This is a genomic window from Shimia sp. R9_1 (genome assembly GCF_017743775.1).
Lineage (GTDB): Bacteria > Pseudomonadota > Alphaproteobacteria > Rhodobacterales > Rhodobacteraceae > Shimia.
In genome coordinates this window covers 472,158-492,168 of the sequence record NZ_JAGHRN010000001.1, presented here as the reverse complement: position 1 = coordinate 492,168, position 20,011 = coordinate 472,158, and the positions used below count along the sequence as shown (strand labels likewise).

The window sequence follows — 20,011 nt, the reverse complement described above, 5'->3', positions numbered from 1 at the left end:
AGCGCTTTGTTGCGCAAACTGTTTGATGGTGCGGGCTATGGCGTGACGACATAGCCGCCATTTTGCACGGAGATGCGCGGCGGTTGCCCGGTTTGGGCAAAGGCGTGGTAGGCGGGGGCGAGGCTTTGCCAGTAGTCATGCCAGCGGTGATCACTGGCTGCCTGCATACGCGCCTTGGTGGGGCGGAAGGGAAAGGCATGCACCGGCACAAAGGCTTGTCCGCCGTTCAAAGCGGCCTCCACGGTGACGTAGATTTCCTCGATCATCGGATCGGTCATGGCGTAGCAGCCGATGGAAACACAGTCGCCGTGCACCATGAGATAGCTGCCGGTGCGCCCCTGTGCGCGGTCATAGGTGTTGGGGAAGCCGAGGTTGAAGGAGAGGTGAAATCGGCTGTTCGGGTTGAGCGCGGCTTTGCCCACGCGGTAGAACCCTTCCGGCGATTGCCGGTCACCTTCCTTGAGCTTGGGGCCAAGCGCGCCGGAGTGGTTGCAGATCGGGTAGGTTTTAAAGAGCTGATAGGGGCCGCTGTCTGATTGCAGCCAGAGTTCGAGCTCTTGCTCTTCTTTGAAGATGCGAATGTAGCTGGGCGCGCCCAGATGGCTGCCAGCCTCGGCCATGGCTGCAGCGAGGCGCGGCGTCTGGTAGCGGCGGATTTCGGAAATGCCGGAGCGGGGGGAGCGCAGATCCGGTTGACTGCCTGGCACAGGAAGCAGTGAGAGGATCTGGGGTTTGAAGTGTAGGGCAAGCAGCGCAAGCGCGCTGCATGCCACAAAGATTGCAAGCAGGCGGCGCATCAGAGCGCTGCGATTTTCACGCCCAGGGCTGCGAGAAGCCCGCCAAAGATACGGTCGATCCAGTGTTTCAGGCCGACATAGACCTCGCGGGTTTTGCGCAGGGAGAACAGGCGCGCCACCACGGTATTCCAGAGAAATTCGCCAAGGAAGATGCAGATCAGCAGGAGCACCAGAGCCGGGGTGGTGGTGCCCGCAGGCACGGTGCCCACAAAGACCGCGCCAAAGAAGACTGCAGGCTTTGGGTTGGCAAGCTGGGTCCAGATGCCAAGACGGAAGGCTGACCAGAGCGTGGGCAGGGCGGCTGCGTCTTCGGTGTCCTCCAGAGGCACATCTGCAGCACGCCACATCTTGATGGCGGTCCAGATCAGGAAGGCGGCGCCACCGATTTTCAGGGCGGTCAGCAGGAAGGGGGCGTATTCAAACAGAAGTGCCAGACCAAAGAGCGCGGCGCTTGCCCAGAAGAACGCGCCAAGGCCAATGCCTGCGGCCAGCGCGGCACCGGTTTTCAGACCGTCGCGCAGACCGACGCGGGCAGCCATGAGAACAGCGGGGCCGGGGCTGATGGCGGCCATGAGGCAGAGCGAGATGGTCGCGATAAAGGCCGTCAGGCTCATTTGCGGCCCACCACTGCGTCGATGTCAGGGGCATCAACGGCCTTCATGCCAACCACATGATAGCCCGCATCCACGTGCAGGTTTTCACCGGTGACGCCGCTGCCCAGATCTGACAGCAGATAGAGCGCGGAGTTGCCCACATCCTCAATGGAGACATTGCGGCGCAGGGGCGAGTTGAGCTCGTTCCATTTCAGGATATAGCGGAAATCGCCAATGCCGGAGGCCGCGAGGGTTTTGATGGGCCCGGCGGAGATCGCGTTTACGCGGATGCCGTCTTTGCCAAGGTCTTCTGCGAGGTACTTCACCGAGGCTTCCAGTGCGGCTTTGGCCACGCCCATGACGTTGTAGTGCGGCATGACCTGCTCGGCACCGTAATAGGTCAGCGTCAGGGCAGAGCCGCCCTCCTTCATGAGCTTCTCGGCGCGTTGCATCACCGAGGTGAAGGAGTAGACCGAGATGTCCATTGTCATCAGGAAGTTGTCTTTGGAGGTGTCGACATAGCGGCCGCGCAGCTCGTTTTTGTCCGAAAAGCCGATGGCATGCACGATGAAGTCGAGCTTGCCCCAATTGGCCTCGATCTCGGCAAAGGCGGTATCAATGGAGGCCGCATCAGAGACGTCACAATCGATCAGCGTGTCCACGCCCAGCTGTTCCGCCAGAGGGGCCACACGTTTTTTGAACGCGTCCCCCATGTAGGAAAAGGCCAGTTCCGCGCCCGCGTCGGCGCAGGCTTTGGCAATGCCCCAAGCGATGGATTTGTCGTTGGCCAGGCCCATTATCAGGCCACGTTTGCCCGCCATGAGGTGATTTGACATACCGCACTCCCAGTCCCAATTCGTTATTGCTGACCTTTAGGCGATTGCCCATGGTGCATCAAGAGCTTCACAAAGCATCTAATCGGCACCATATGCGGTGTGGCCCAAGGCGAGCGGAGAGGGAATATGACTGATCGTACCGGGATATTTGCGGGGGATGACCCGTTTGAGATTGCGCGGTCCTGGCTGAAAGAGGCCGAGAAGAGCGAGCCCAATGATCCGAATGCGATTGCGCTGTCGACGGTGGACGCCAGCGGGATGCCCAATGCGCGTATGGTGCTGCTCAAAGACATCGAGGATGCGGCTTTTGTGTTTTACACAAATTACGGCAGTGCCAAGGCGCAGGAAATCGACAGCGCGGGGGCGGCGGCCTTTGTGATGCACTGGAAATCCCTGCGCCGTCAGATTCGGGTCCGAGGACACGTATCGCGCGAAGAGGGGCCTCAGGCGGATGCCTACTTTGAGTCGCGCAGTTTGAAGAGCCGGCTGGGGGCCTGGGCCTCAAATCAATCCCAACCGCTCAATTCTCGCGCAGAATTGATGGCAAAAGTGGCAAAAGTGACCGCAACCCATGGTCCAAGCCCCAAGCGCCCTGATTTTTGGGGTGGTTACCGCATCATACCGACCGAAATCGAGTTTTGGGCGGATGGGGCGTTTCGTCTGCATGATCGCTTCCGCTGGACCCGTGAAGCTCCTGAAAAACAGTGGGAAATTGCCCGTCTCAACCCGTGATGAATTTTTGCCGCATCTGGCAAGCGCATGAAATGCAAGATATTTTTGAGCTTGCCGATTTGGTCCTGATGCAGCAATGATGAACCTCATCATGGGGATGATACAAACTAAGGTTGAGGCATTGAGTACTCTAGAGAAAGACACCACACGTATCTTTGGCGTGGTGAAATGGTTCGATCCGGTAAAAGGATTCGGCTTTATCGTATCTGACGATGGTGGTCCGGATATTTTGCTTCATGCGAACGTTCTGCGCAATTTTGGTCAAAGCTCTGTCGCCGACAATTCGGTGATCGAAGTTTCGATTCAGGTCACCAACCGCGGCGCACAGGCCGTTGAGGTGCATAAGATCGAAGCCCCCGAAACCGAAACCCCCGTTGCCCTGGCAGATTTCGAAGGCATGGACCTGAGCGAGATTCGCTCCACGCCTCTGGAGCCGGCACGTGTGAAATGGTTCGACAAGGGCAAGGGCTTTGGGTTCGCCAATGTTTTTGGCAATTCTGAAGACATCTTTCTTCATATCGAGGTGCTGCGCCGCTCCGGCCTGGCAGACCTCCAGCCAGGTGAAGCCTTGGCGTTGCGGGTGATCGACGGTAAACGTGGTCGCATGGCAACCGAGGTATTGGCGTGGGAAAACGCAGCGTTAGAGCTCTCCTAAGACCAACTGGCGCCGGACGTAGGGTCGGCGCCGTTTTGATTGCATTGGCAGTGGCTGGCATGATGCCAGTGCGGGCCGATGCACAAAGTGCCTGTCGAGAAGACACCCTTTGGCTGAAAGGGGACTGGGGACAGGCGCGATTCTCCGTAGAAGTGGCAGATACGTTTGATGAACGTGCGGTGGGGCTGATGAATCGCCGCGCCATGCCTGCGAGTGCGGGCATGATATTCATTTATGAGCAGACCGGCCCGGTGGCGTTCTGGATGAAGAACACGCTGATTCCTCTCGATATGCTGTTTGCGGATGAGACAGGTGTCATTCAGCACATCCATCACGAGGCGATTCCTCTGGATGAGACCCCGATTCCGGGTGGAGAGGCCATTCGTTACGTCTTGGAAATCAATGGCGGAATGGCAAAATCCCTAGGAATTACAAAGGGAAGCGTCATGCGGCACCCAAATTTTTTACAAGAAATCGCAAAGTGGCGTTGTTAGGGGTTTTCATTCCCGAACAGTGGGGGTAAACGGTGCTCCACGGTCCGGGGCGTAGCGCAGTCTGGTAGCGCACCTGTTTTGGGTACAGGGGGTCGCAAGTTCGAATCTTGCCGTCCCGACCATGTTTCCTCTGAGAGGAAAAGAAAAAAGGCGTCACCTTCGGGTGGCGCCTTTTTCTGTTTGAGGCCTGTGGGGACCGTGCCGTCTGTGACCCGCAATCCCGGGCGCGAAGCCTGATTTTGCCGCCCCTTGAACGGCAGGGCGCTTTGCCTAAGCTCCGGCGCATGAGTTTTTTAGAGATTTTGCCCGCGCTTTATTTTGCCGCCTGTCTGGCGGTGATCGGATTTCAATTTGCGCTGCTCTTTGGAGCGCCTTGGGGGCGGATCACACAGGGTGGTCAGCATGAGGGCGCTTTGCCTTTGTCCGGGCGGATTGCGGCGGCGGTCTCTGTGGTGATTCTGCTGGGGATGGCGGTGGCCATCGCCTCCGCTGCGGGTTGGCGGCCTAATTGGCCGATCTGGACAAGCTGGGTCGCACTGGGCGTGCAAGGGCTCTCCTGTCTGGCCAATTGGATCACACCGTCCGCACCAGAGCGGCGATTGTGGGGGCCGATCACCTCGGTGATGCTGGGGATGGCCGCAGTGATTGTGTGGGTGCAGTAAAACCCGCCAGATTTCACCTGTTGAGCATCAGAGCCGCCCCCAATCCCCCGAGGGCAACGGCGCTGAGACGATCCAGAGGCCGCTTGATGGCGCGGTAGCCGTCGCGCACCTTCTGGCGGCTGTGACGCTTAGCGCGCCGTGCTGGCGGTGGACGCGGCGGCGTAAGGAGATCAAGCCGCACAGCGGCTGGCCGATGTTGTGAGCTGCGCGCGCGGCGAGGCTCAGCTGCCCCCAGGTGGCACGGCGCGTTGGTAAAGGTGCCATGTGGTGTGGCCCAAGATCGGCAGGGTGACGATCAGGCCGAGAAAGGCTGGAAGCAGCGATAGCAGCATGGTGACAGAGATGATGGCCGCCCATATGAGCATGACAAGCGGATTTTCCGTGACTGTGCGCACAGACGTGAGCATGGCGGTGACAAAATTGGTCTCACGATCCAGCAGCATGGGCATGGCCACCACGGTGACAGCAAAGAGCGCGGCAGAGAGGCCCGCGCCGACACAGGTGCCCACCGCCAGAAAGGTCCAGCCCTCGGGCGTGAAGAAGACCGTTGTCAAAAAGCCATTGAGGTCTGAAAACGAAGCGTTTTTGAGGATGATCGCCAGCCACAGCCGCACCTGATAGACCCAAACCCAGAAGATGAAGAGGGTGACAAAAGCCATCCATCCCATCTCGCGTTTGCGCTGATGGGCCATGACGGTGAGGATGTCGGACCAGCCGAAGGGTTCACCCTTTTGCCGGCGGCGTGAGATCTCATAGAGGCCCGCGGCTGCGAAAGGCGCGACCAGCGGGAAGCCGACGATGGCGGGGATGATGAGCCAGATCTGGTTGAGCCAGAGCAGGCACCAGACCATCAGCAGGCCAAAGACCACATAAAACAGCCCGAAGAAGCCGCTGAGCGCCGGGTGGGCACAAAAATCGGCGTATCCAGCTTTGAGCGCGGCGGTGATGTCGGCTGCGGTCACCTTGTTGACTTTGAGCACGCTCTGCGGGCGCGGTGCCAGATTGCCCGGCGGGGTGGGGCCTGCGGTTTTGGACGTCATGACACACTCCTCCCAAAGCTTGCCTCTGTGCCGGGTGATCTGGGGGCCGCTCCGGCAGTGGCGCGCTGATCCTCCCCATCGCGCGCCTATAGGAAGAGTGTGCATGAGGGGGGCGTTTGGGGCAAGGGTTGGGGGACCGCACTCTCCCCCATCCCCAAAAACAAAAAAGGCGCTGCGGATGCAGCGCCTTTTTCACCATAAGGTGGCAGCCTTAGAGCAGTGCCAGATCTACGGCGCTTTCGCGGCCGTCGCGGCCTGCGCGCAGCTCGTAGCTGACTTTCTGATTGTCAGCCAAACCGGTCAGCCCGGAACGCTCTACTGCAGAAATGTGCACGAACACATCTTTGCCGCCTTCGTCCGGTGCAATGAAGCCGAAGCCTTTGGTGGTGTTGAACCATTTGACGGTGCCTGTGGCCATCGTCGTCTCTCCTGATCTTATGCTGTCCACGGAATGCAACAGCGCGGCTTGGTCACATGATCGAATGACTGAGCCAGATAGCGGAGCAGAAGGTCGAAGATGAAAACTTAGCACGTCCATCTGAAGGGGGTATCGCCGTATTGCAAGGATTTTCGTGTAACAAGCCAATGAAAACAGGGTCTTTTTAGTGATATTTTGCCGCCTGTCGGCATCTTTGCGCTCAAAAGCAGGAAAATTTCCCTCATTGGTTGTAGGTCTGTATTTTGGGCGGCTGCGTAAAAAATGCACAAGCGCTGGGGAGGTGCTGCATAAATTTGACCGCTCGGTAAAAAATGATTGATTGATAAAAAAGCCTGTGCCAGCCTGATTGCGTAGCCAAATAGGTGTCTGGGGAGGTTTTATGTCCAACACACTGTTCAGCAACGGCATCCAAGCAGGGCGTTTGAACTCTGCGGAATTGGCCGAAAATTTTGGGGATTTGCACCCCCGGTTTGACGATCACGAGGCGCTTGTCGCGGCGGATCGCTGTTATTTCTGTCACGACGCGCCCTGCATGACGGCCTGTCCGACAGACATCGATATTCCACTGTTCATTCGCCAGATTGCCACCGGCACGCCGGAAGCGGCGGCGAAGACGATTTTGGATCAGAACATTCTGGGCGGCATGTGCGCCCGTGTGTGCCCGACCGAGACACTCTGTGAGCAGGTCTGTGTGCGCGAGACAGCGGAAGGCAACCCGGTGGAGATCGGCCGCCTGCAGCGGTATGCGACAGATGTGCTTGTGGATGCAGGTGTGCATCCGTTTGAGCGCGCAGCCTCCACAGGTAAGAAAGTGGCGGTTGTGGGCGCGGGGCCGGCGGGTCTGTCCGCGGCGCACCGTCTCGCGATGCATGGCCATGACGTGACCGTTTATGATGCGCGCAACAAAGCGGGTGGTCTGAACGAGTTTGGCATCGCGGCCTATAAGTCTGTCGACAGCTTTGCGGAGCGCGAAGTGGACTGGCTGCTGAAAATCGGTGGCATCACCGTTGAGACTGGCAAGAAGCTGGGCGAGGGGCTGTCGCTGGAGGGTCTGAAAGCCGAGTTTGACGCGGTGTTCCTTGGCATTGGTCTGGGCGGCGTGAACGCGCTGGGTGTGGATGGCGAAGACAAAGACGGCGTGGATGATGCGGTCGACTTCATCGCGGAGCTGCGTCAGGCCAAAGATCTCACGCAGATGGAGATCGGGCGTGATGTTGTGGTGATCGGCGGCGGGATGACGGCGGTGGATGCCGCTGTGCAGGCCAAGCTGCTGGGTGCGCTGAACGTGAGCCTTGTTTATCGTCGCGGCAAAGACCGTATGAACGCCTCGGAATTTGAGCAGGATCTGGCGGCCTCCAAAGGTGTGCGGATCATCACCAATGCCTCGCCAAAAGCGGTGATCGGCAATGGTGCGGTGCGCGAGATCGAGTTTGAGTATACCGACAATGATCTGAAACCGACCGGGCAGAGCGTGCGTCTGGTGGCGGATCAGGTGTTCAAGGCGATTGGTCAGACACTGGAAGGTGAGGGCCTGCCAGCGCTGGAACGTGGTAAGATCAAGGTAGATGACGCTGGCCGCACATCGGTTGATGGCATCTGGGCGGGTGGTGACTGCGCCACCGGCGGCGATGATCTGACCGTGACCGCCGTTGCCGAAGGCCGTGACGCGGCCGAAGACATTCACGCCGCATTGTCGGCGTAAGGTAGGAGATAAGCGATATGGCCAATCTCGAAAGTGACTTTGTCGGGATCAAATCCCCAAACCCGTTCTGGCTCGCCTCTGCGCCGCCGACGGATAAGGAATACAACGTGCGCCGCGCCTTTGAAGCGGGCTGGGGTGGCGTTGTCTGGAAAACTCTGGGGGCGGAAGGTCCGCCGGTGGTGAACGTGAACGGCCCGCGCTACGGCGCGATCCACGGTGCGGACCGTCGTTTGCTGGGGCTCAACAACATTGAGCTGATCACAGACCGCCCGTTGGAGGTGAACCTGGAGGAAATGACGCGGGTGAAGCGGGACTATCCCGATCACGCGCTGATCGCCTCGGTGATGGTGCCCTGTGAGGAAGATGCGTGGAAGCGCATCCTGCCGATGATCGCGGAAACCGGCTGTGACGGGTTTGAGCTGAACTTCGGCTGTCCGCATGGCATGGCAGAGCGCGGTATGGGCTCCGCTGTGGGGCAGGTGCCGGAGTACATCGAAATGGTGGCGCGCTGGTGTAAAGAAGCCACCGACCTCCCGGTGATTGTGAAGCTGACGCCAAACATCACCAATGTGCTCTATCCTGCGGAAGCGGCGCTGCGCGGCGGGGCGGATGCGGTGAGCCTGATCAACACGATCAACTCCATCACCTCTGTGAACCTTGATGCGATGAGCCCGGAGCCGATGATTGACGGCAAAGGCACCCACGGCGGCTATTGCGGCCCTGCGGTGAAGCCGATTGCGCTCAACATGGTGGCGGAGATTGCGCGAAACCCAGAGACGGCGAAACTGCCGATTTCCGGCATCGGTGGCGTGACCACATGGCGCGATGCAGCAGAGTTCATGGCGCTGGGCGCGGGCAACGTGCAGGTTTGTACGGCGGCGATGACCTATGGCTTCAAGATTGTTCAGGAAATGATCTCTGGTCTGTCCCAGTGGATGGGTGAGAAGGGCTATACTTCCACCGCAGATTTTGTCGGCATGGCGACGCCAAATGTCACCGACTGGCAATATCTGAACCTCAATCACGTGACCAAAGCGGTGATCAATCAGGACGATTGTATCAAATGTGGTCGCTGCTATGCGGCTTGTGAAGACACCAGCCACCAAGCGATCGAGATGTCCGAGGACCGCGTATTCACCGTGAAGGATGATGAATGCGTGGCCTGTAACCTCTGCGTCAACGTGTGTCCGGTGGAGAACTGTATCACCATGCGCACGCTGGAGCCGGGTGAGATGGATGAGCGTACCAATACGCCGGTTGCTGCGGAATATGGCAACTGGACCAGCCATCCGAACAACCCGACTGCGACGGCTGCTGAGTAAGGCGTCACGACCATATTAAAAAGAAGCGCCGCTGCAGGAGATGCAGCGGCGTTTTGCGTTTGGTGTGAAGGATTTGCGCGGGCGGCGTGCGGCCTCAGACCGAGAGGAGTTTGCGAAACATCTGGTCGAGGAAAGCGTCTGCGCCGTCGAGCACATTGGTTTCGCCTTCGGTCAGCACCCGCACCTGCGCGTCAAAATCGGCGTAGTGCTGCGTGGTGGCCCAGATCGAAAACAGCAGATGGCGCGGCTCGACCTGAGCCAGACGGCCCTCTGCCACCCATTTGCGGATCAGGGCGGTTTTGCTGTCAAAAAGCGGTTTCAGACCGGTTTGCAGATGCGGCGCCATGCGCGGCGCGCCTTGCAGGATTTCATTGGCAAAGAGGCGGCTTTCGCGCGGGAACTCGCGGCTCATTTCCAGCTTGCGGTGCACGTAGCTCATGATCTCTTCGAGCGGGTCACCATCGGCGTCCATATCCTCGAGCGGATCGAGCCAGGTTTCCATCAGCTGGTTGAGCAGGGTGACATGAATGTCCTCTTTGCCGCTGAAATAATAGAGAATATTGGGCTTTGACAGACCGGCCTCATCGGCAATCAGATCGAGCGTTGCGCCGCGGTAACCGTGGCTGGAGAACACTTCGAGCGCGGCATCGAGGATGCGTTTGCGATTGCGTTGTTGGATGCGGCTGGGTTTGCGCGTTTGGGCCTCAGGCATTCGTGATGTTCCATTGCTCTTTGCAAGTGAGGCTACTGGAGGGCGCAGGCGCGGTCCAGTAGGGCAAAGGTTTTGCTGTGCGATTGGTCAGGAAATGGTGCCGATACCGCGCAAAATGATGGCTTTTATGGTGTCTTTTGCCTCTTCCCATTGCGCGTCCGAGAGCGGCGCGCCGTGGTTGAGGGTTTCGATCTGATGGCCGAAGTCGGCGTAATGCTGGGTTGTGGCCCAGAGCATATAGAGCAGCTGGCGCGGATCAATCGGCTGCATGCGCCCCTCGGCAATCCAGCGCTCGATCACCTTGATTCTGCCGTTGGTCCAGTCGGTGAGCGTGGTTTCCAGATAATCCTGAATGACCGGCGCGCCGTGCATCACTTCGCTGGCCCAGACCTTGGAGCCGTCCGGGTGGCGTCGCGAGATTTCCATCTTGGCATCAATATAAGCGCCGATGCCGTCTTCGGGCCCTTCGGCGTTGTCAAAGGAATCGGCTGCCTGAAGCCAGATTTCAAAGATGTTCTGAACCACCTGCCGATAGAGTAACTCCTTGGTAGGAAAGTAATAATGCAGGTTTGCCTTGGGCAGACCGGCCACATCGGCAATCAGCTGCATGGTGGCGCCGCCAAAACCCGCCTCGGCAAAGACTTTTTCTGCTGCTGATAAAATCAGCGTTTCCGCCTCTTTGCGACGCAGTTTTTTGCTGTTGGTTGTACGTGTGGAGGTCATGAATGGGGCCTTGAGAAATTTCTTGACCGAATGGTCAGGCTGTGGTGCTCTGAAATTGACCATACGGTCAGGATGGCCGTGAAAGCAAGAGCCCCGCCAGTGAGGGACCGACCCGGAAGGGTCAGGAACCCGGGCCGAAAATAGGGAGTGAAATCATGAGTGCACCCGGTGAAAACCTGAAGGTGAATGGCGACCGTCTTTGGGACAGTCTGATGGAAATGGCCAAGATTGGCCCCGGTGTGGCCGGCGGCAACAACCGCCAGACGCTGACCGATGAGGACGCCGAAGGGCGCGCGCTATTCCAGACATGGTGTGAGGATGTGGGCTGCACCATGGGGCTTGATGCCATGGGCAATATGTTTGCCACATATCCGGGCACGGATCCTGAGGCACTGCCGGTCTATGTGGGCAGCCACCTTGATACCCAGCCCACGGGCGGCAAATATGACGGTGTGCTTGGGGTGCTGGGCGGTCTGGAGCTGCTGCGCACGATGAAGGACCTTGGCATCAAGACCAAACACCCGATTGTTGTGACCAACTGGACCAATGAGGAAGGCACGCGGTTTGCGCCGGCGATGCTGTCCTCTGGTGTGTTTGCGGGCGTTCACACCCAGGATTGGGCTTACGACCGAGAAGATGCGGAAGGCAAGAAATTCGGCGATGAGCTGGCGCGGATTGGCTGGCGTGGCGATGAGGAAGTGGGCGCGCGCAAGATGCACGCGATGTTTGAGCTGCACATCGAGCAGGGGCCTATTCTGGAAGCAGAAGGCAAGGACATCGGGGTTGTCACCCATGGTCAGGGCCTGAGCTGGACCCAGGTGACCATCGAAGGCAAAGACGCGCACACCGGCTCCACCCCGATGCCGATGCGCAAGAACGCGGGCCTAGGCATGGCGCGGATCTTGGACAAGGTGGATGAGATCGCCTTTTCCCACGCACCTCATGCGGTGGGCGCGGCGGGTCATATCGATGTCTACCCGAACTCGCGCAATGTGATCCCCGGCAAGGTGGTCTTTACCGTGGATTTCCGCAGCCCTGAGCTCTCGGTGATCGAGGACATGGAAGCCCGCCTGAAGGTGGAAGGTCAGAAGATTGCCGATGACATGGGCCTCACGATCTCCTTTGAGAAGGTGGGCGGCTTTGATCCGGTGAAGTTTGATGAGGGCTGCGTGACAGCTGTGCGCAATGCGGCGGAGCGGCTGGGCTATAGCCACACCAATATCATTTCCGGCGCGGGCCATGATGCCTGCTGGATCAATCAGGTGGCACCAACAGCCATGGTGATGTGCCCCTGTGTGGATGGTCTGAGCCACAATGAGGCCGAAGAGATTTCCAAAGATTGGGCTGCAGCGGGCGCGGATGTGTTGTTGCATGCGGTGCTCGAGACCGCGGAGATCGTGGAATAAACACGGAAGTGCCGGGGGCGCTGTCTCCGGCCACCAAAAATGTGCGGGGGCACTCTCCGCGCAGTGATTTGAGTGGGGGCCAGTTCCCACACACAGAATAGATGGGGGCCAGCCCCCACGCCCCCGGGATATTTCCCGCAAGAGGAAGCCGGGGGGGAATTGAGCGCATCATGCGCGGGTTATTCAGGGAGTGAAGACATGGCGACGAAAGTCATCAAAAACGGCACCGTTGTGACGGCGGATCTGTCTTATGAGGCGGATGTTCTGATCGAGAACGGCCAGATCATCGAGATTGGCAAAGGCCTCAAAGGCGACGAAGAGCTGGATGCGACCGGCTGTTACGTGATGCCGGGCGGGATTGACCCGCATGTGCATTTGGAAATGCCGTTTATGGGCACCTATTCCAGCGATGATTTTGAGAGCGGCACGCGCGCCGGTCTGGCAGGCGGCACCACCATGGTGGTGGATTTCTGTCTGCCCAATCAGGGCGAGAGCTTGCTGGATGCGATCAAGCGCTGGGACAATAAATCCACCCGCGCGAACTGTGACTACTCTTTCCACATGGCGGTGACCTGGTGGGGCGAGCAGGTCTTCAACGATATGAAGACCGTGATCGAGCAGCGCGGCATCAACACGTTTAAGCACTTCCTCGCCTATAAAGGCGCGTTGATGGTGAATGACGATGAGCTGTTTGCCTCTTTCAACCGCCTCGCGGAGCTTGGCGGGATTGCCATGGTGCATGCCGAAAACGGCGATGTGGTGGCGGAGATGACCGCCAAGCTGCTGGCCGAAGGTAATGTGGGGCCGGAAGGCCATGCCTATTCGCGCCCAACACAGGTTGAAGGCGAAGCCACCAACCGCGCGATCATGATTGCCGATATGGCCGGTGTGCCGCTTTATGTGGTGCACACCTCCTGTGAAGAGGCGCATGAGGCCATCCGGCGCGCGCGGATGCAGGGCAAGCGTGTTTGGGGCGAGCCGCTGATCCAGCACCTGACGCTGGATGAGAGCGAATATTTCAACCCGGATTGGGATCACGCCGCACGCCGGGTGATGTCGCCTCCGTTCCGCAACCAAAAGCATCAGGACAGCCTCTGGGCCGGTCTGCAATCGGGTAGCTTGAGTGTGGTGGCCACCGATCACTGCGCCTTCACCACCGAGCAGAAACGCTATGGCGTTGGCGATTTCTCCAAGATCCCGAACGGCACCGGCGGGCTTGAGGACCGGATGCCGATGCTCTGGACACATGGCGTGGAAACCGGCCGTCTGACGCCCAATGAGTTTGTCGCCGTAACTTCCACCAATATTGCGAAAATCCTGAACTGTTACCCCAAGAAAGGCGCGGTTCTGGTTGGGGCGGATGCGGACCTTGTGGTCTGGGATCCGGCCAAGACCAAGACGATTTCCGCAAGCAGCCAGCAGAGCGCGATCGATTACAACGTGTTTGAAGGGCAAGAGGTCAAAGGCCTGCCGCGCTTCACCCTGACACGGGGCCATGTGGCGGTGCATGACGGCGAGATCCGCACGCAGGAAGGCCATGGCAAGTTTGTGGAGCGTGAAGCGAACACCACGGTCAACAAGGCGCTGAGCACGTGGAAAGAACTGAGCGCGCCGCGCCCGGTGGAGCGCAGCGGCATTCCGGCCACGGGTGTGTGATGCGCTTAAGCGGGCACCAGATTCTCAAGCTCGGGCAGGAGGCGCACGCTTTCCTGTTCGTGCGGGTCGGTGCGCGCGATGATGGCCACAGCTTCCACCGTGCCGGTGTTGATCGGCAGGTGGGGCACGCCCGCAGGGATATAGACCAGATCGCCCGGATCGGTTTCCATATAGTGTTCAAGCTTTTCGCCCCAGTACATCGCGGCAGAGCCTTCCATCACATAGATCGCCGTTTCATGGCTTTCATGCAGATGGGCTTTGGCGCGACCGCCGGGCGGGATGCGCAGGATGTGCATGCAGATGCCCTGAGCACCGGTGGTTTCGCGGGCAATGCCCTCAAAATAGCTGAACCCCTGTTTGCCGGCATAAGTGCCGCCTGGGCGCAGCTTTTGGCATTTGGTGGGCATGGAAGAAGATGTCATGGGGGCGTGCTCCCGAAAAAGGCAATAATGATATGACTATGACAGATGGGGAGAACGGTGTGTCAACCGTGATCAGCGCCAAGAACCTGAGCCTGACCTTTGAGACCAACGATGGTCCGGTGCATGCGCTCAAGGATGTGAACCTTGATATCAAGAAGGGGGACTTTGTCTCCTTCATCGGGCCTTCGGGCTGCGGGAAGACCACGTTTCTGCGCTGTATGGCCGATCTGGAACAGCCCACGGCGGGGGAGATCACCGTCAACGGGGTGAGCCCTGAAGAAGCGCGCAAGAGCCGCGCCTATGGCTATGTGTTCCAGCATGCGGGGCTTTATCCGTGGCGCACCATTGGCGGCAACATTCGCCTGCCGTTGGAGATCATGGGCGTGGACAAGGCCGAGCAGGACAAATCCGTGAAAGAGGTGCTGGAGCTGGTGCATCTGGAGGGCTTTGAGAAGAAGTTCCCCTGGCAGCTCTCCGGCGGGATGCAGCAGCGGGCCAGCATTGCGCGCGCGCTGGCGTTTCACGCCGATATCCTGCTGATGGATGAGCCCTTTGGCGCGTTGGATGAGATTGTGCGTGACCACCTAAATGAGCAGCTTTTGGAGCTGTGGGCGCGCACCAATAAGACCATTGGCTTTGTCACCCACTCCATTCCTGAGGCGGTGTATCTGTCGACCAAGATTGTGGTGATGAGCCCGCGTCCGGGCCGTATTCACGATGTGATCGAGAGCACGCTGCCAAAAGAGCGGCCGCTGGATATTCGCGACAGTCAGGAGTTCATCGACATTTCGCATCGCGTGCGGGATGGCCTGCGGGCGGGGCATGAAAATGACTGAGCTGCACATCAGACGGGCGACGCCTGAGGATGTCGGGGCGATGGCGCAGATTGTCTGTGACTGGGAGGCCGCGACGGAGTGGATGAACTCGCCTTACGGGCCGGAGGAGATTTCCGGGTTTATCCGTGAGGCCATGCCGGAGCGAGAGATGTGGGTCGCGGGGGAACCGATTGAGGGCTATCTCTCCTATGATCCCAAAGCCACCCGCGTCGGTGGTCTCTATTGCCGCAAGAGCGGGCAGGGGCTGGGCAAGGCTCTGATGGACAAGGTTAAAGAAGGGCGGGATTTCCTCTGGCTCACCACCCATGAGCCAAACCTGAAAGCGCAGAAATTCTATAAGCGTGAGGGGTTCGTGGAAGTGAGCCGCCATGATGCGGAGCCGCCAAACACGGTGCGTGAAGTGCGGATGGAGTGGCAGCGATGAGAAATCTACTCCCGATTTTGACCGTACTGGCCGCGATTGTGGGCATCTGGTGGTTGGCGGTGGCGCCGATGAATGTGCGCCCGGCGCTGGATATTGCCGAACGGGGCGGCGCGGTTGTGGTGCCGGAAGGCTCGGTAGAACGCCGTGATGTGTCGGTTTTCAAGCTGATGCTCGACAACCCGTCGCTGGTCGCTGCGGGCTATGATCTGAAACGGCCACGGCTGCCGACACCGGCGCAGGTGGGCGAGGAGCTGTGGAAGACCACTGGCGCGATGGTGGCCAAAGGGCGGACCTGGTCCAAACGCTCGCTGATCTATCATGCCTGGGTGACGCTACAGTCCACCCTGTGGGGGTTCCTGCTGGGCACCACCGTGGGCATTCTGGGCGCTGTGGCGATTGTGTACAGCCGTGTGGTGGATATGAGCGTGATGCCTTGGGCGATCATCAGCCAGACCGTGCCGATTGTGGCGCTGGCCCCGATGATCATCGTGGTCTCCAATCAGGTGGGCATCGAGGGACGCGGCGTACCCAAGGCGATCATCTCGGCTTACCTGTGCTTCTTCCCGGTGCTGGTGTCCATGGTGAAGGGCTTGCGCTCTCCGACAGGCGAGCAGCTGGATCTCTTAAAAACCTATAACACCAGTGGGTTGCAGAGCTTTCTGAAACTGCGTCTTCCGGCAAGTGTGCCTTATCTTTTCACCGCGCTGAAGGTTGGCATCGCCGCCGCCTTGGTGGGTACGATTGTGGGCGAGCTGCCAACAGGGGCGATCAGCGGGCTGGGTGCGCGTATCCTGATCGGCGATCAGTTTGGCACGCCGCTGGCGATCTGGTCGGCGCTGGTCTGTGCCGCTGTGCTGGCCGGTATTCTGGTCACTCTGATTGACGTCACCCAGCGGGTCACGCTGCGCAAGATGGGGTTCAACTCATGATCTGGATTGTTGCAATGCTGGTGTTTTGGGCGGCTGCCTGGCGCACCAATGTTTGGCTCGCAAACTCGGCTTATGCGGATATGACAGCGGTGCGCATCTCGGTGCCGGTGCTGTTTGGGATCACCATTCTGGTGCTCTGGGAATGCCTTGTGCGCGGCTTTGGGGTCAGTCAGGTGATCCTGCCGCCTCCCAGTCAGGTGATGGTGGTGTTTGCCCAATCCACAGACCTGTTGTGGGTGGATTTTGTGCAGACCGTTGTGAAAGGCGCGTTGCGCGGCTTTCTGATGGGGGCGGCGGCGGCCTTTGTTGCGGCGCTGCTGATTGACCGCAGTGCGTTTCTGACCCGCGGGTTGCTGCCGATCGGCAACTTTGTCGCCGCTTTGCCGATTGTTGGCGTGGCACCCATTCTGGTGAACTGGTTCGGGTTTGACTGGCACTCCAAAGCGGCCGTTGTGGTGGTGATGGTGTTCTTCCCCATTCTGGTGAACACGGTGCAGGGGCTGCGCGCCACGGATGCGATGCAGCGCGATCTGATGCGCACCTATGCGGCGGGTTATTTCCAGACGTTGCTGAAGCTGCGTATTCCTGCCGCACTGCCTTTCATTTTCAATGGGTTGAAGATTGCCACAACCCTTGCTTTGATCGGTGCCATTGTTGCGGAGTATTTTGGTTCGCCCACGCGGGGCATGGGGTTTCGTATCTCGACCGGCGTTGGCAGTCTTTCAATAGATTTGGTCTGGGCTGAGATTTTTGTCTCAGCGCTTGTGGGCAGCGCCTTTTACGGGGTTGTCGCATGGATCGAAAAACGGGTGACCTTCTGGCACCCATCACAAAGAGGTTGAACAACAACCCAAATGATATTCAACAAGGAGAAACTTGCATGAAACTCTCAACTTCCTCTCTCACGGCTGCGGCCTTTTCCCTGCTAGGGAGCGCTGCACTGGCGGCAGATGATGTGACCCTTCAGCTGAAATGGGTGACCCAGGCGCAGTTTGCGGGCTACTACGTGGCGCTGGAAAATGGTTTCTATTCTGAAGAAGATCTGAATGTGACCATCAAACCCGGTGGCCCGGATATTGCGCCGACACAGGTGCTGGCCGGTGGCGGCGCGGACGTGACCGTGGAGTGGATGCCTGCGGCGCTGGCGGCCCGTGAAAAAGGCCTGCCGATGGTGAACATCGCGCAGCCGTTCAAATCCTCAGGCATGATGCTGACCTGCCGCAAGGATGCGGGTGTGGCGACCACCGATGACTTTGCCGGCAAGACGCTGGGCGTTTGGTTCTTTGGCAACGAGTTCCCCTTCCTGAGCTGGATGTCGCAGCTGGAACTGAGCACCGATGGCGGCGACGCCGGTGTGGAAGTGCTCAAGCAGGGCTTTAACGTGGATCCGATCCTGAACGGTCAGGCGGCCTGTGTGTCCACCATGACCTACAACGAATACTGGCAGGTGATTGATGCGGGTCTGACCCCGGACGATCTGACCACCTTCAAATACGAAGATCAGGGTGTGGCGACGCTGGAAGACGGGCTTTATGCGCTGGAAGAAAACCTCGCCGATCCGGCCTTTGAGGACAAGATGGTGCGTTTTGTGCGCGCGTCCATGAAGGGCTGGAAGTGGGCCGAGGAGAATCCTGAAGACGCGGCGATGATCGTGCTGGAGTATGACGAAACCGGTGCACAGACCGAAGAGCATCAGGTGCGGATGATGGGCGAGATTGCCAAGCTGACCGCTGGTTCCAACGGCGCACTTGATCCGGCAGATTATGAGCGCACGGTGGCAAGCCTGATGTCCGGTGGCTCTGATCCGGTGATCACTGCGACCCCAGAAGGCGCATGGACCCACTCCATCACCGACAAAGCGCTGAAGTGATTGATTTCAGGGCGTTGTGAATGAGGAAGGCCGGGGAAACCCGGCCTTTTTTGCGTTTAGCGGCTGGGGCGTAGAGCCGTAAGCAGGTATTTCGGCAGACGCAGCAGCAGACGACGGGCGAGCTCGGGGTATTCCACCTGACCGGCCAGCAGCTGCATATACATCATCCGCATGGTGCCGGAGCGGCGGAAGCTGGCCATCAGTGTCTTCTGCCAGCGCGGGCCAAAGATCACATGGCGCAGGGCACGGGCGATGCGCAGGTTGCGGTGCATGTCCTTGAGCGCTTTTTGATAGCGAGCCAGCGCAGTCTCCGGTGCCTGTGCCGCAAGAGCGTCGCAAGCTGCCTGTGCGGCGAGTTGGCCGCTTTTCATGGCGAAAGCGATGCCCTCACCGGTGATCGGATCCACCAGCCCGGCTGCGTCTCCGGCCAGCAGCACAGAGGCGCGCCCGGGGTGGGGGCGGAAATCGCCAAAAGGCAGGTGGTGGCCTTTGACCTTCGCGGCATCAGTCGGCAAGCTCAAGGTGGTGAGATAGGCGGCCATCTGCGCCTTCATATCCGGGTTCTCAGCCCTCAGGCCGCCAATGCCCACGGTGGTGGAACCCTGTTTGGGGAAGGACCAGCCATAGCCCCATTGGGCGGCGGCAAAATCAATGCGCAGGGGCTGGGTTTGCGGGTCTTGCAGCGCCAGCGGAGCCTCGATTTCAAGCCCAAAGCCGATGGTTTTGGTGTCAAATGCTGCGCCAAAGAGGTGTTTGGCGACAATCGAGCTGACCCCATCCGCGCCGATCAGCACGCGGCAGGTGAGCGTGTCGCCATCGCGGAAGGTCACGGAGCTGTCGGTGAGCGTCGCCACAGGACGGCCGGTGAAATCCTCTGCGCCCGCGGCCAGCGCATGGCCAAACATCTGCGCGTCAATGTCCAACCTCATGGTCAGATGCAGGGGCGGGATGTCTTCGAGCTTGGCCAGCTCTGCGCCCTGATACCAAAGCGCGCAGTTGTGGCGGGTGACCGCTTGGGACAGGTCAGGGTCTTGCCCGAAAATCTCGCGGAAATAGCTGCGGCTGCGCTCTGTGAAGAGGCCGCCACAGAGTTTGCTGCGTGGAAAACGCGACTTGTCCACCAAGGCCACCCGCAAGCCTTGTCCGGCAGCCCAAGCGGCCGCCGCACTGCCTGCCGGACCGGCACCAATGATGATGATGTCAAACTCTGTCATGCTTTATCCCTCGGTTTGCTTCTATCAGCTTTTCCCTCCGAGGCCAGACGGATACGGTGGCGCAGCAAGTGAAAGGACCAGCCATGACCGAAGAGAAACAGCCCGCAGGCGAAGCGACATTGCGGGTGCTGGCGATGCCGGCGGATGTGAATGTGAACGGGGACATCTTTGGCGGCTGGGTGTTAAGCCAGATGGACATCGCGAGCGGGATCATCGCGGCGCAGCGCGCCAAGGGCCGTGTGACCACGGTGGCGGTGGATGCGATGAAATTTATCCGGCCGGTCGGGGTGGGGGATATCCTCTGTGTCTGGGCCTGGGTCGAGCGGGTTGGGCGCAGCTCTATGGCGATCAAGATCGAAGCCTGGGCGGTGCGCCACCGGCAGGGGATTTCGGAAAAGGTGACCGAGGCGGTCTTTACCTATGTGGCGATTGACGAGGATGGCAATCCGCGGCCGGTGCCTGAGGAGGAGACGCCTTGGCCGGGTGCCTGAGCGGCGCTTCAGTTTAAGAGATGGGCATTTTCCGCCTGAAGGCGGGTGGCAACGGG

The 20,011-nt window shown here is 59.4% G+C and carries 23 protein-coding genes and 1 tRNA gene; 15 read left to right on the top strand and 9 right to left on the bottom strand.

Annotated elements, in window-relative coordinates; translation table 11 throughout:
• Positions 1-35: 35 nt before the first annotated feature.
• The 3 genes from J7399_RS02360 to fabI are packed head-to-tail and all read right to left on the bottom strand — an operon-like array spanning position 36 to position 2,226.
• Positions 36-797 (bottom strand): murein L,D-transpeptidase family protein, encoded by a 762-nt coding sequence (locus J7399_RS02360; protein WP_209077898.1) that lies wholly within the window; start codon positions 795-797, stop codon positions 36-38.
• Complete coding sequence (locus tag J7399_RS02355) at positions 797-1,411, bottom strand: LysE family transporter (RefSeq protein ID WP_209083926.1); 615 nt, start codon at positions 1,409-1,411, stop codon at positions 797-799. Before J7399_RS02355 ends, J7399_RS02360 begins: the two co-directional genes overlap by 1 nt.
• Positions 1,408-2,226, bottom strand: coding sequence for an enoyl-ACP reductase FabI (gene fabI / locus J7399_RS02350; RefSeq protein WP_209083924.1), 819 nt, complete (start codon positions 2,224-2,226; stop codon positions 1,408-1,410). Before fabI ends, J7399_RS02355 begins: the two co-directional genes overlap by 4 nt.
• 126 nt (positions 2,227-2,352) lie before the next feature.
• Between fabI and pdxH the strand changes: the two genes are divergently transcribed.
• The 5 genes from pdxH (at position 2,353) to J7399_RS02325 (ending at position 4,769) form a co-directional block, all read left to right on the top strand.
• Positions 2,353-2,958: a pyridoxamine 5'-phosphate oxidase gene (gene pdxH / locus J7399_RS02345; protein WP_209077900.1), complete on the top strand. Its 606-nt coding sequence runs from the start codon at positions 2,353-2,355 to the stop codon at positions 2,956-2,958.
• 97 nt (positions 2,959-3,055) lie between these two features.
• Entirely contained in the window at positions 3,056-3,613 is a 558-nt protein-coding gene (locus tag J7399_RS02340; RefSeq protein ID WP_209062042.1) for a cold shock domain-containing protein, read from the top strand.
• Between the two features lie 59 nt (positions 3,614-3,672).
• A complete protein-coding gene (locus J7399_RS02335; protein WP_209084757.1) occupies positions 3,673-4,107 on the top strand; it encodes a DUF192 domain-containing protein in 435 nt (144 codons plus the stop codon).
• Positions 4,108-4,152: 45 nt separating this feature from the next.
• Positions 4,153-4,229 (top strand) — tRNA-Pro (locus J7399_RS02330).
• A 162-nt stretch (positions 4,230-4,391) separates the two neighbouring features.
• Positions 4,392-4,769, top strand: coding sequence for a hypothetical protein (locus tag J7399_RS02325; RefSeq protein ID WP_209083922.1), 378 nt, complete (start codon positions 4,392-4,394; stop codon positions 4,767-4,769).
• Between the two features lie 221 nt (positions 4,770-4,990).
• Here the strand turns inward: J7399_RS02325 and J7399_RS02320 are convergent, their stop codons facing one another.
• Positions 4,991-5,809, bottom strand: coding sequence for a DUF2189 domain-containing protein (locus J7399_RS02320; RefSeq protein ID WP_209083920.1), 819 nt, complete (start codon positions 5,807-5,809; stop codon positions 4,991-4,993).
• A gap of 211 nt (positions 5,810-6,020) precedes the next feature.
• Positions 6,021-6,227 carry a cold-shock protein gene (locus J7399_RS02315; RefSeq protein WP_209061130.1) on the bottom strand — a complete coding sequence of 69 codons (207 nt, stop codon included), beginning with the start codon at positions 6,225-6,227 and terminating at the stop codon, positions 6,021-6,023.
• Positions 6,228-6,627: 400 nt separating this feature from the next.
• Between J7399_RS02315 and J7399_RS02310 the strand changes: the two genes are divergently transcribed.
• Both J7399_RS02310 and preA read left to right on the top strand, forming a co-directional pair.
• The gene (locus J7399_RS02310; RefSeq protein WP_209083918.1) at positions 6,628-7,950 is read left to right on the top strand and encodes an NAD(P)-dependent oxidoreductase; all 1,323 of its coding nucleotides are present in this window, start codon (positions 6,628-6,630) and stop codon (positions 7,948-7,950) included.
• Between the two features lie 17 nt (positions 7,951-7,967).
• Positions 7,968-9,272, top strand: a complete 1,305-nt coding sequence (gene preA / locus J7399_RS02305; RefSeq protein ID WP_209083916.1) for an NAD-dependent dihydropyrimidine dehydrogenase subunit PreA — start codon at positions 7,968-7,970, stop codon at positions 9,270-9,272.
• A 94-nt stretch (positions 9,273-9,366) separates the two neighbouring features.
• Here the strand turns inward: preA and J7399_RS02300 are convergent, their stop codons facing one another.
• Both J7399_RS02300 and J7399_RS02295 read right to left on the bottom strand, forming a co-directional pair.
• Positions 9,367-9,984, bottom strand: a complete 618-nt coding sequence (locus tag J7399_RS02300) for a TetR family transcriptional regulator C-terminal domain-containing protein (protein WP_209077908.1) — start codon at positions 9,982-9,984, stop codon at positions 9,367-9,369.
• A gap of 87 nt (positions 9,985-10,071) precedes the next feature.
• A complete protein-coding gene (locus J7399_RS02295) occupies positions 10,072-10,707 on the bottom strand; it encodes a TetR/AcrR family transcriptional regulator (RefSeq protein ID WP_209083914.1) in 636 nt (211 codons plus the stop codon).
• 155 nt (positions 10,708-10,862) lie between these two features.
• Here J7399_RS02295 and J7399_RS02290 point away from each other — a divergent pair, with 155 nt between their 5' ends.
• The gene (locus J7399_RS02290; protein WP_209083911.1) at positions 10,863-12,113 is read left to right on the top strand and encodes a Zn-dependent hydrolase; all 1,251 of its coding nucleotides are present in this window, start codon (positions 10,863-10,865) and stop codon (positions 12,111-12,113) included.
• A 198-nt stretch (positions 12,114-12,311) separates the two neighbouring features.
• Positions 12,312-13,769: a dihydropyrimidinase gene (gene hydA, locus J7399_RS02285; protein WP_209083910.1), complete on the top strand. Its 1,458-nt coding sequence runs from the start codon at positions 12,312-12,314 to the stop codon at positions 13,767-13,769.
• Positions 13,770-13,774: 5 nt separating this feature from the next.
• Here hydA and J7399_RS02280 read toward each other — a convergent pair whose 3' ends face one another.
• A complete protein-coding gene (locus J7399_RS02280) occupies positions 13,775-14,191 on the bottom strand; it encodes a cupin domain-containing protein (RefSeq protein ID WP_247742699.1) in 417 nt (138 codons plus the stop codon).
• Between the two features lie 32 nt (positions 14,192-14,223).
• Here J7399_RS02280 and J7399_RS02275 point away from each other — a divergent pair, with 32 nt between their 5' ends.
• From J7399_RS02275 to J7399_RS02255, 5 genes are read left to right on the top strand one after another with little or no spacing between them, the layout of a single operon-like run.
• Entirely contained in the window at positions 14,224-15,027 is an 804-nt protein-coding gene (locus J7399_RS02275) for an ABC transporter ATP-binding protein (RefSeq protein WP_247742698.1), read from the top strand.
• Positions 15,020-15,451 (top strand): GNAT family N-acetyltransferase, encoded by a 432-nt coding sequence (locus J7399_RS02270; protein ID WP_209083908.1) that lies wholly within the window; start codon positions 15,020-15,022, stop codon positions 15,449-15,451. Before J7399_RS02275 ends, J7399_RS02270 begins: the two co-directional genes overlap by 8 nt.
• A complete protein-coding gene (locus J7399_RS02265) occupies positions 15,448-16,380 on the top strand; it encodes an ABC transporter permease subunit (protein ID WP_209083906.1) in 933 nt (310 codons plus the stop codon). Before J7399_RS02270 ends, J7399_RS02265 begins: the two co-directional genes overlap by 4 nt.
• Positions 16,377-17,222 (top strand): ABC transporter permease, encoded by an 846-nt coding sequence (locus tag J7399_RS02260; protein WP_209077914.1) that lies wholly within the window; start codon positions 16,377-16,379, stop codon positions 17,220-17,222. Before J7399_RS02265 ends, J7399_RS02260 begins: the two co-directional genes overlap by 4 nt.
• Before the next feature lie 38 nt (positions 17,223-17,260).
• Positions 17,261-18,250 carry an ABC transporter substrate-binding protein gene (locus J7399_RS02255; RefSeq protein ID WP_209083904.1) on the top strand — a complete coding sequence of 330 codons (990 nt, stop codon included), beginning with the start codon at positions 17,261-17,263 and terminating at the stop codon, positions 18,248-18,250.
• Positions 18,251-18,306: 56 nt separating this feature from the next.
• On the opposite strand, the gene J7399_RS02250 is transcribed toward J7399_RS02255, so the two are convergent.
• Complete coding sequence (locus J7399_RS02250) at positions 18,307-19,464, bottom strand: geranylgeranyl reductase family protein (RefSeq protein ID WP_209083902.1); 1,158 nt, start codon at positions 19,462-19,464, stop codon at positions 18,307-18,309.
• An 83-nt stretch (positions 19,465-19,547) separates the two neighbouring features.
• Between J7399_RS02250 and J7399_RS02245 the strand changes: the two genes are divergently transcribed.
• On the top strand, positions 19,548-19,955 hold the full coding sequence (locus tag J7399_RS02245; protein WP_209077916.1) for an acyl-CoA thioesterase: 408 nt from the start codon (positions 19,548-19,550) through the stop codon (positions 19,953-19,955).
• Positions 19,956-20,011: the final 56 nt, after the last annotated feature.

Bases quoted from the DNA above. Each gene is read 5' to 3' on its own strand.
- J7399_RS02255 (WP_209083904.1), top strand. From the start codon at position 17,261: ATGAAACTCTCAACTTCCTCTCTCACGGCTGCGGCCTTTTCCCTGCTA.
- J7399_RS02325 (WP_209083922.1), top strand. From the start codon at position 4,392: ATGAGTTTTTTAGAGATTTTGCCCGCGCTTTATTTTGCCGCCTGTCTG.
- J7399_RS02315 (WP_209061130.1), bottom strand. From the start codon at position 6,227: ATGGCCACAGGCACCGTCAAATGGTTCAACACCACCAAAGGCTTCGGC.
- J7399_RS02320 (WP_209083920.1), bottom strand. From the start codon at position 5,809: ATGACGTCCAAAACCGCAGGCCCCACCCCGCCGGGCAATCTGGCACCG.
- J7399_RS02280 (WP_247742699.1), bottom strand. From the start codon at position 14,191: ATGACATCTTCTTCCATGCCCACCAAATGCCAAAAGCTGCGCCCAGGC.
- fabI (WP_209083924.1), bottom strand. From the start codon at position 2,226: ATGTCAAATCACCTCATGGCGGGCAAACGTGGCCTGATAATGGGCCTG.
- J7399_RS02335 (WP_209084757.1), top strand. From the start codon at position 3,673: ATGATGCCAGTGCGGGCCGATGCACAAAGTGCCTGTCGAGAAGACACC.
- J7399_RS02260 (WP_209077914.1), top strand. From the start codon at position 16,377: ATGATCTGGATTGTTGCAATGCTGGTGTTTTGGGCGGCTGCCTGGCGC.
- preA (WP_209083916.1), top strand. From the start codon at position 7,968: ATGGCCAATCTCGAAAGTGACTTTGTCGGGATCAAATCCCCAAACCCG.
- J7399_RS02360 (WP_209077898.1), bottom strand. From the start codon at position 797: ATGCGCCGCCTGCTTGCAATCTTTGTGGCATGCAGCGCGCTTGCGCTG.
- hydA (WP_209083910.1), top strand. From the start codon at position 12,312: ATGGCGACGAAAGTCATCAAAAACGGCACCGTTGTGACGGCGGATCTG.
- J7399_RS02265 (WP_209083906.1), top strand. From the start codon at position 15,448: ATGAGAAATCTACTCCCGATTTTGACCGTACTGGCCGCGATTGTGGGC.
- pdxH (WP_209077900.1), top strand. From the start codon at position 2,353: ATGACTGATCGTACCGGGATATTTGCGGGGGATGACCCGTTTGAGATT.
- J7399_RS02310 (WP_209083918.1), top strand. From the start codon at position 6,628: ATGTCCAACACACTGTTCAGCAACGGCATCCAAGCAGGGCGTTTGAAC.
- J7399_RS02300 (WP_209077908.1), bottom strand. From the start codon at position 9,984: ATGCCTGAGGCCCAAACGCGCAAACCCAGCCGCATCCAACAACGCAAT.
- J7399_RS02290 (WP_209083911.1), top strand. From the start codon at position 10,863: ATGAGTGCACCCGGTGAAAACCTGAAGGTGAATGGCGACCGTCTTTGG.
- J7399_RS02270 (WP_209083908.1), top strand. From the start codon at position 15,020: ATGACTGAGCTGCACATCAGACGGGCGACGCCTGAGGATGTCGGGGCG.
- J7399_RS02250 (WP_209083902.1), bottom strand. From the start codon at position 19,464: ATGACAGAGTTTGACATCATCATCATTGGTGCCGGTCCGGCAGGCAGT.
- J7399_RS02295 (WP_209083914.1), bottom strand. From the start codon at position 10,707: ATGACCTCCACACGTACAACCAACAGCAAAAAACTGCGTCGCAAAGAG.
- J7399_RS02245 (WP_209077916.1), top strand. From the start codon at position 19,548: ATGACCGAAGAGAAACAGCCCGCAGGCGAAGCGACATTGCGGGTGCTG.
- J7399_RS02275 (WP_247742698.1), top strand. From the start codon at position 14,224: ATGACTATGACAGATGGGGAGAACGGTGTGTCAACCGTGATCAGCGCC.
- J7399_RS02340 (WP_209062042.1), top strand. From the start codon at position 3,056: ATGATACAAACTAAGGTTGAGGCATTGAGTACTCTAGAGAAAGACACC.
- J7399_RS02355 (WP_209083926.1), bottom strand. From the start codon at position 1,411: ATGAGCCTGACGGCCTTTATCGCGACCATCTCGCTCTGCCTCATGGCC.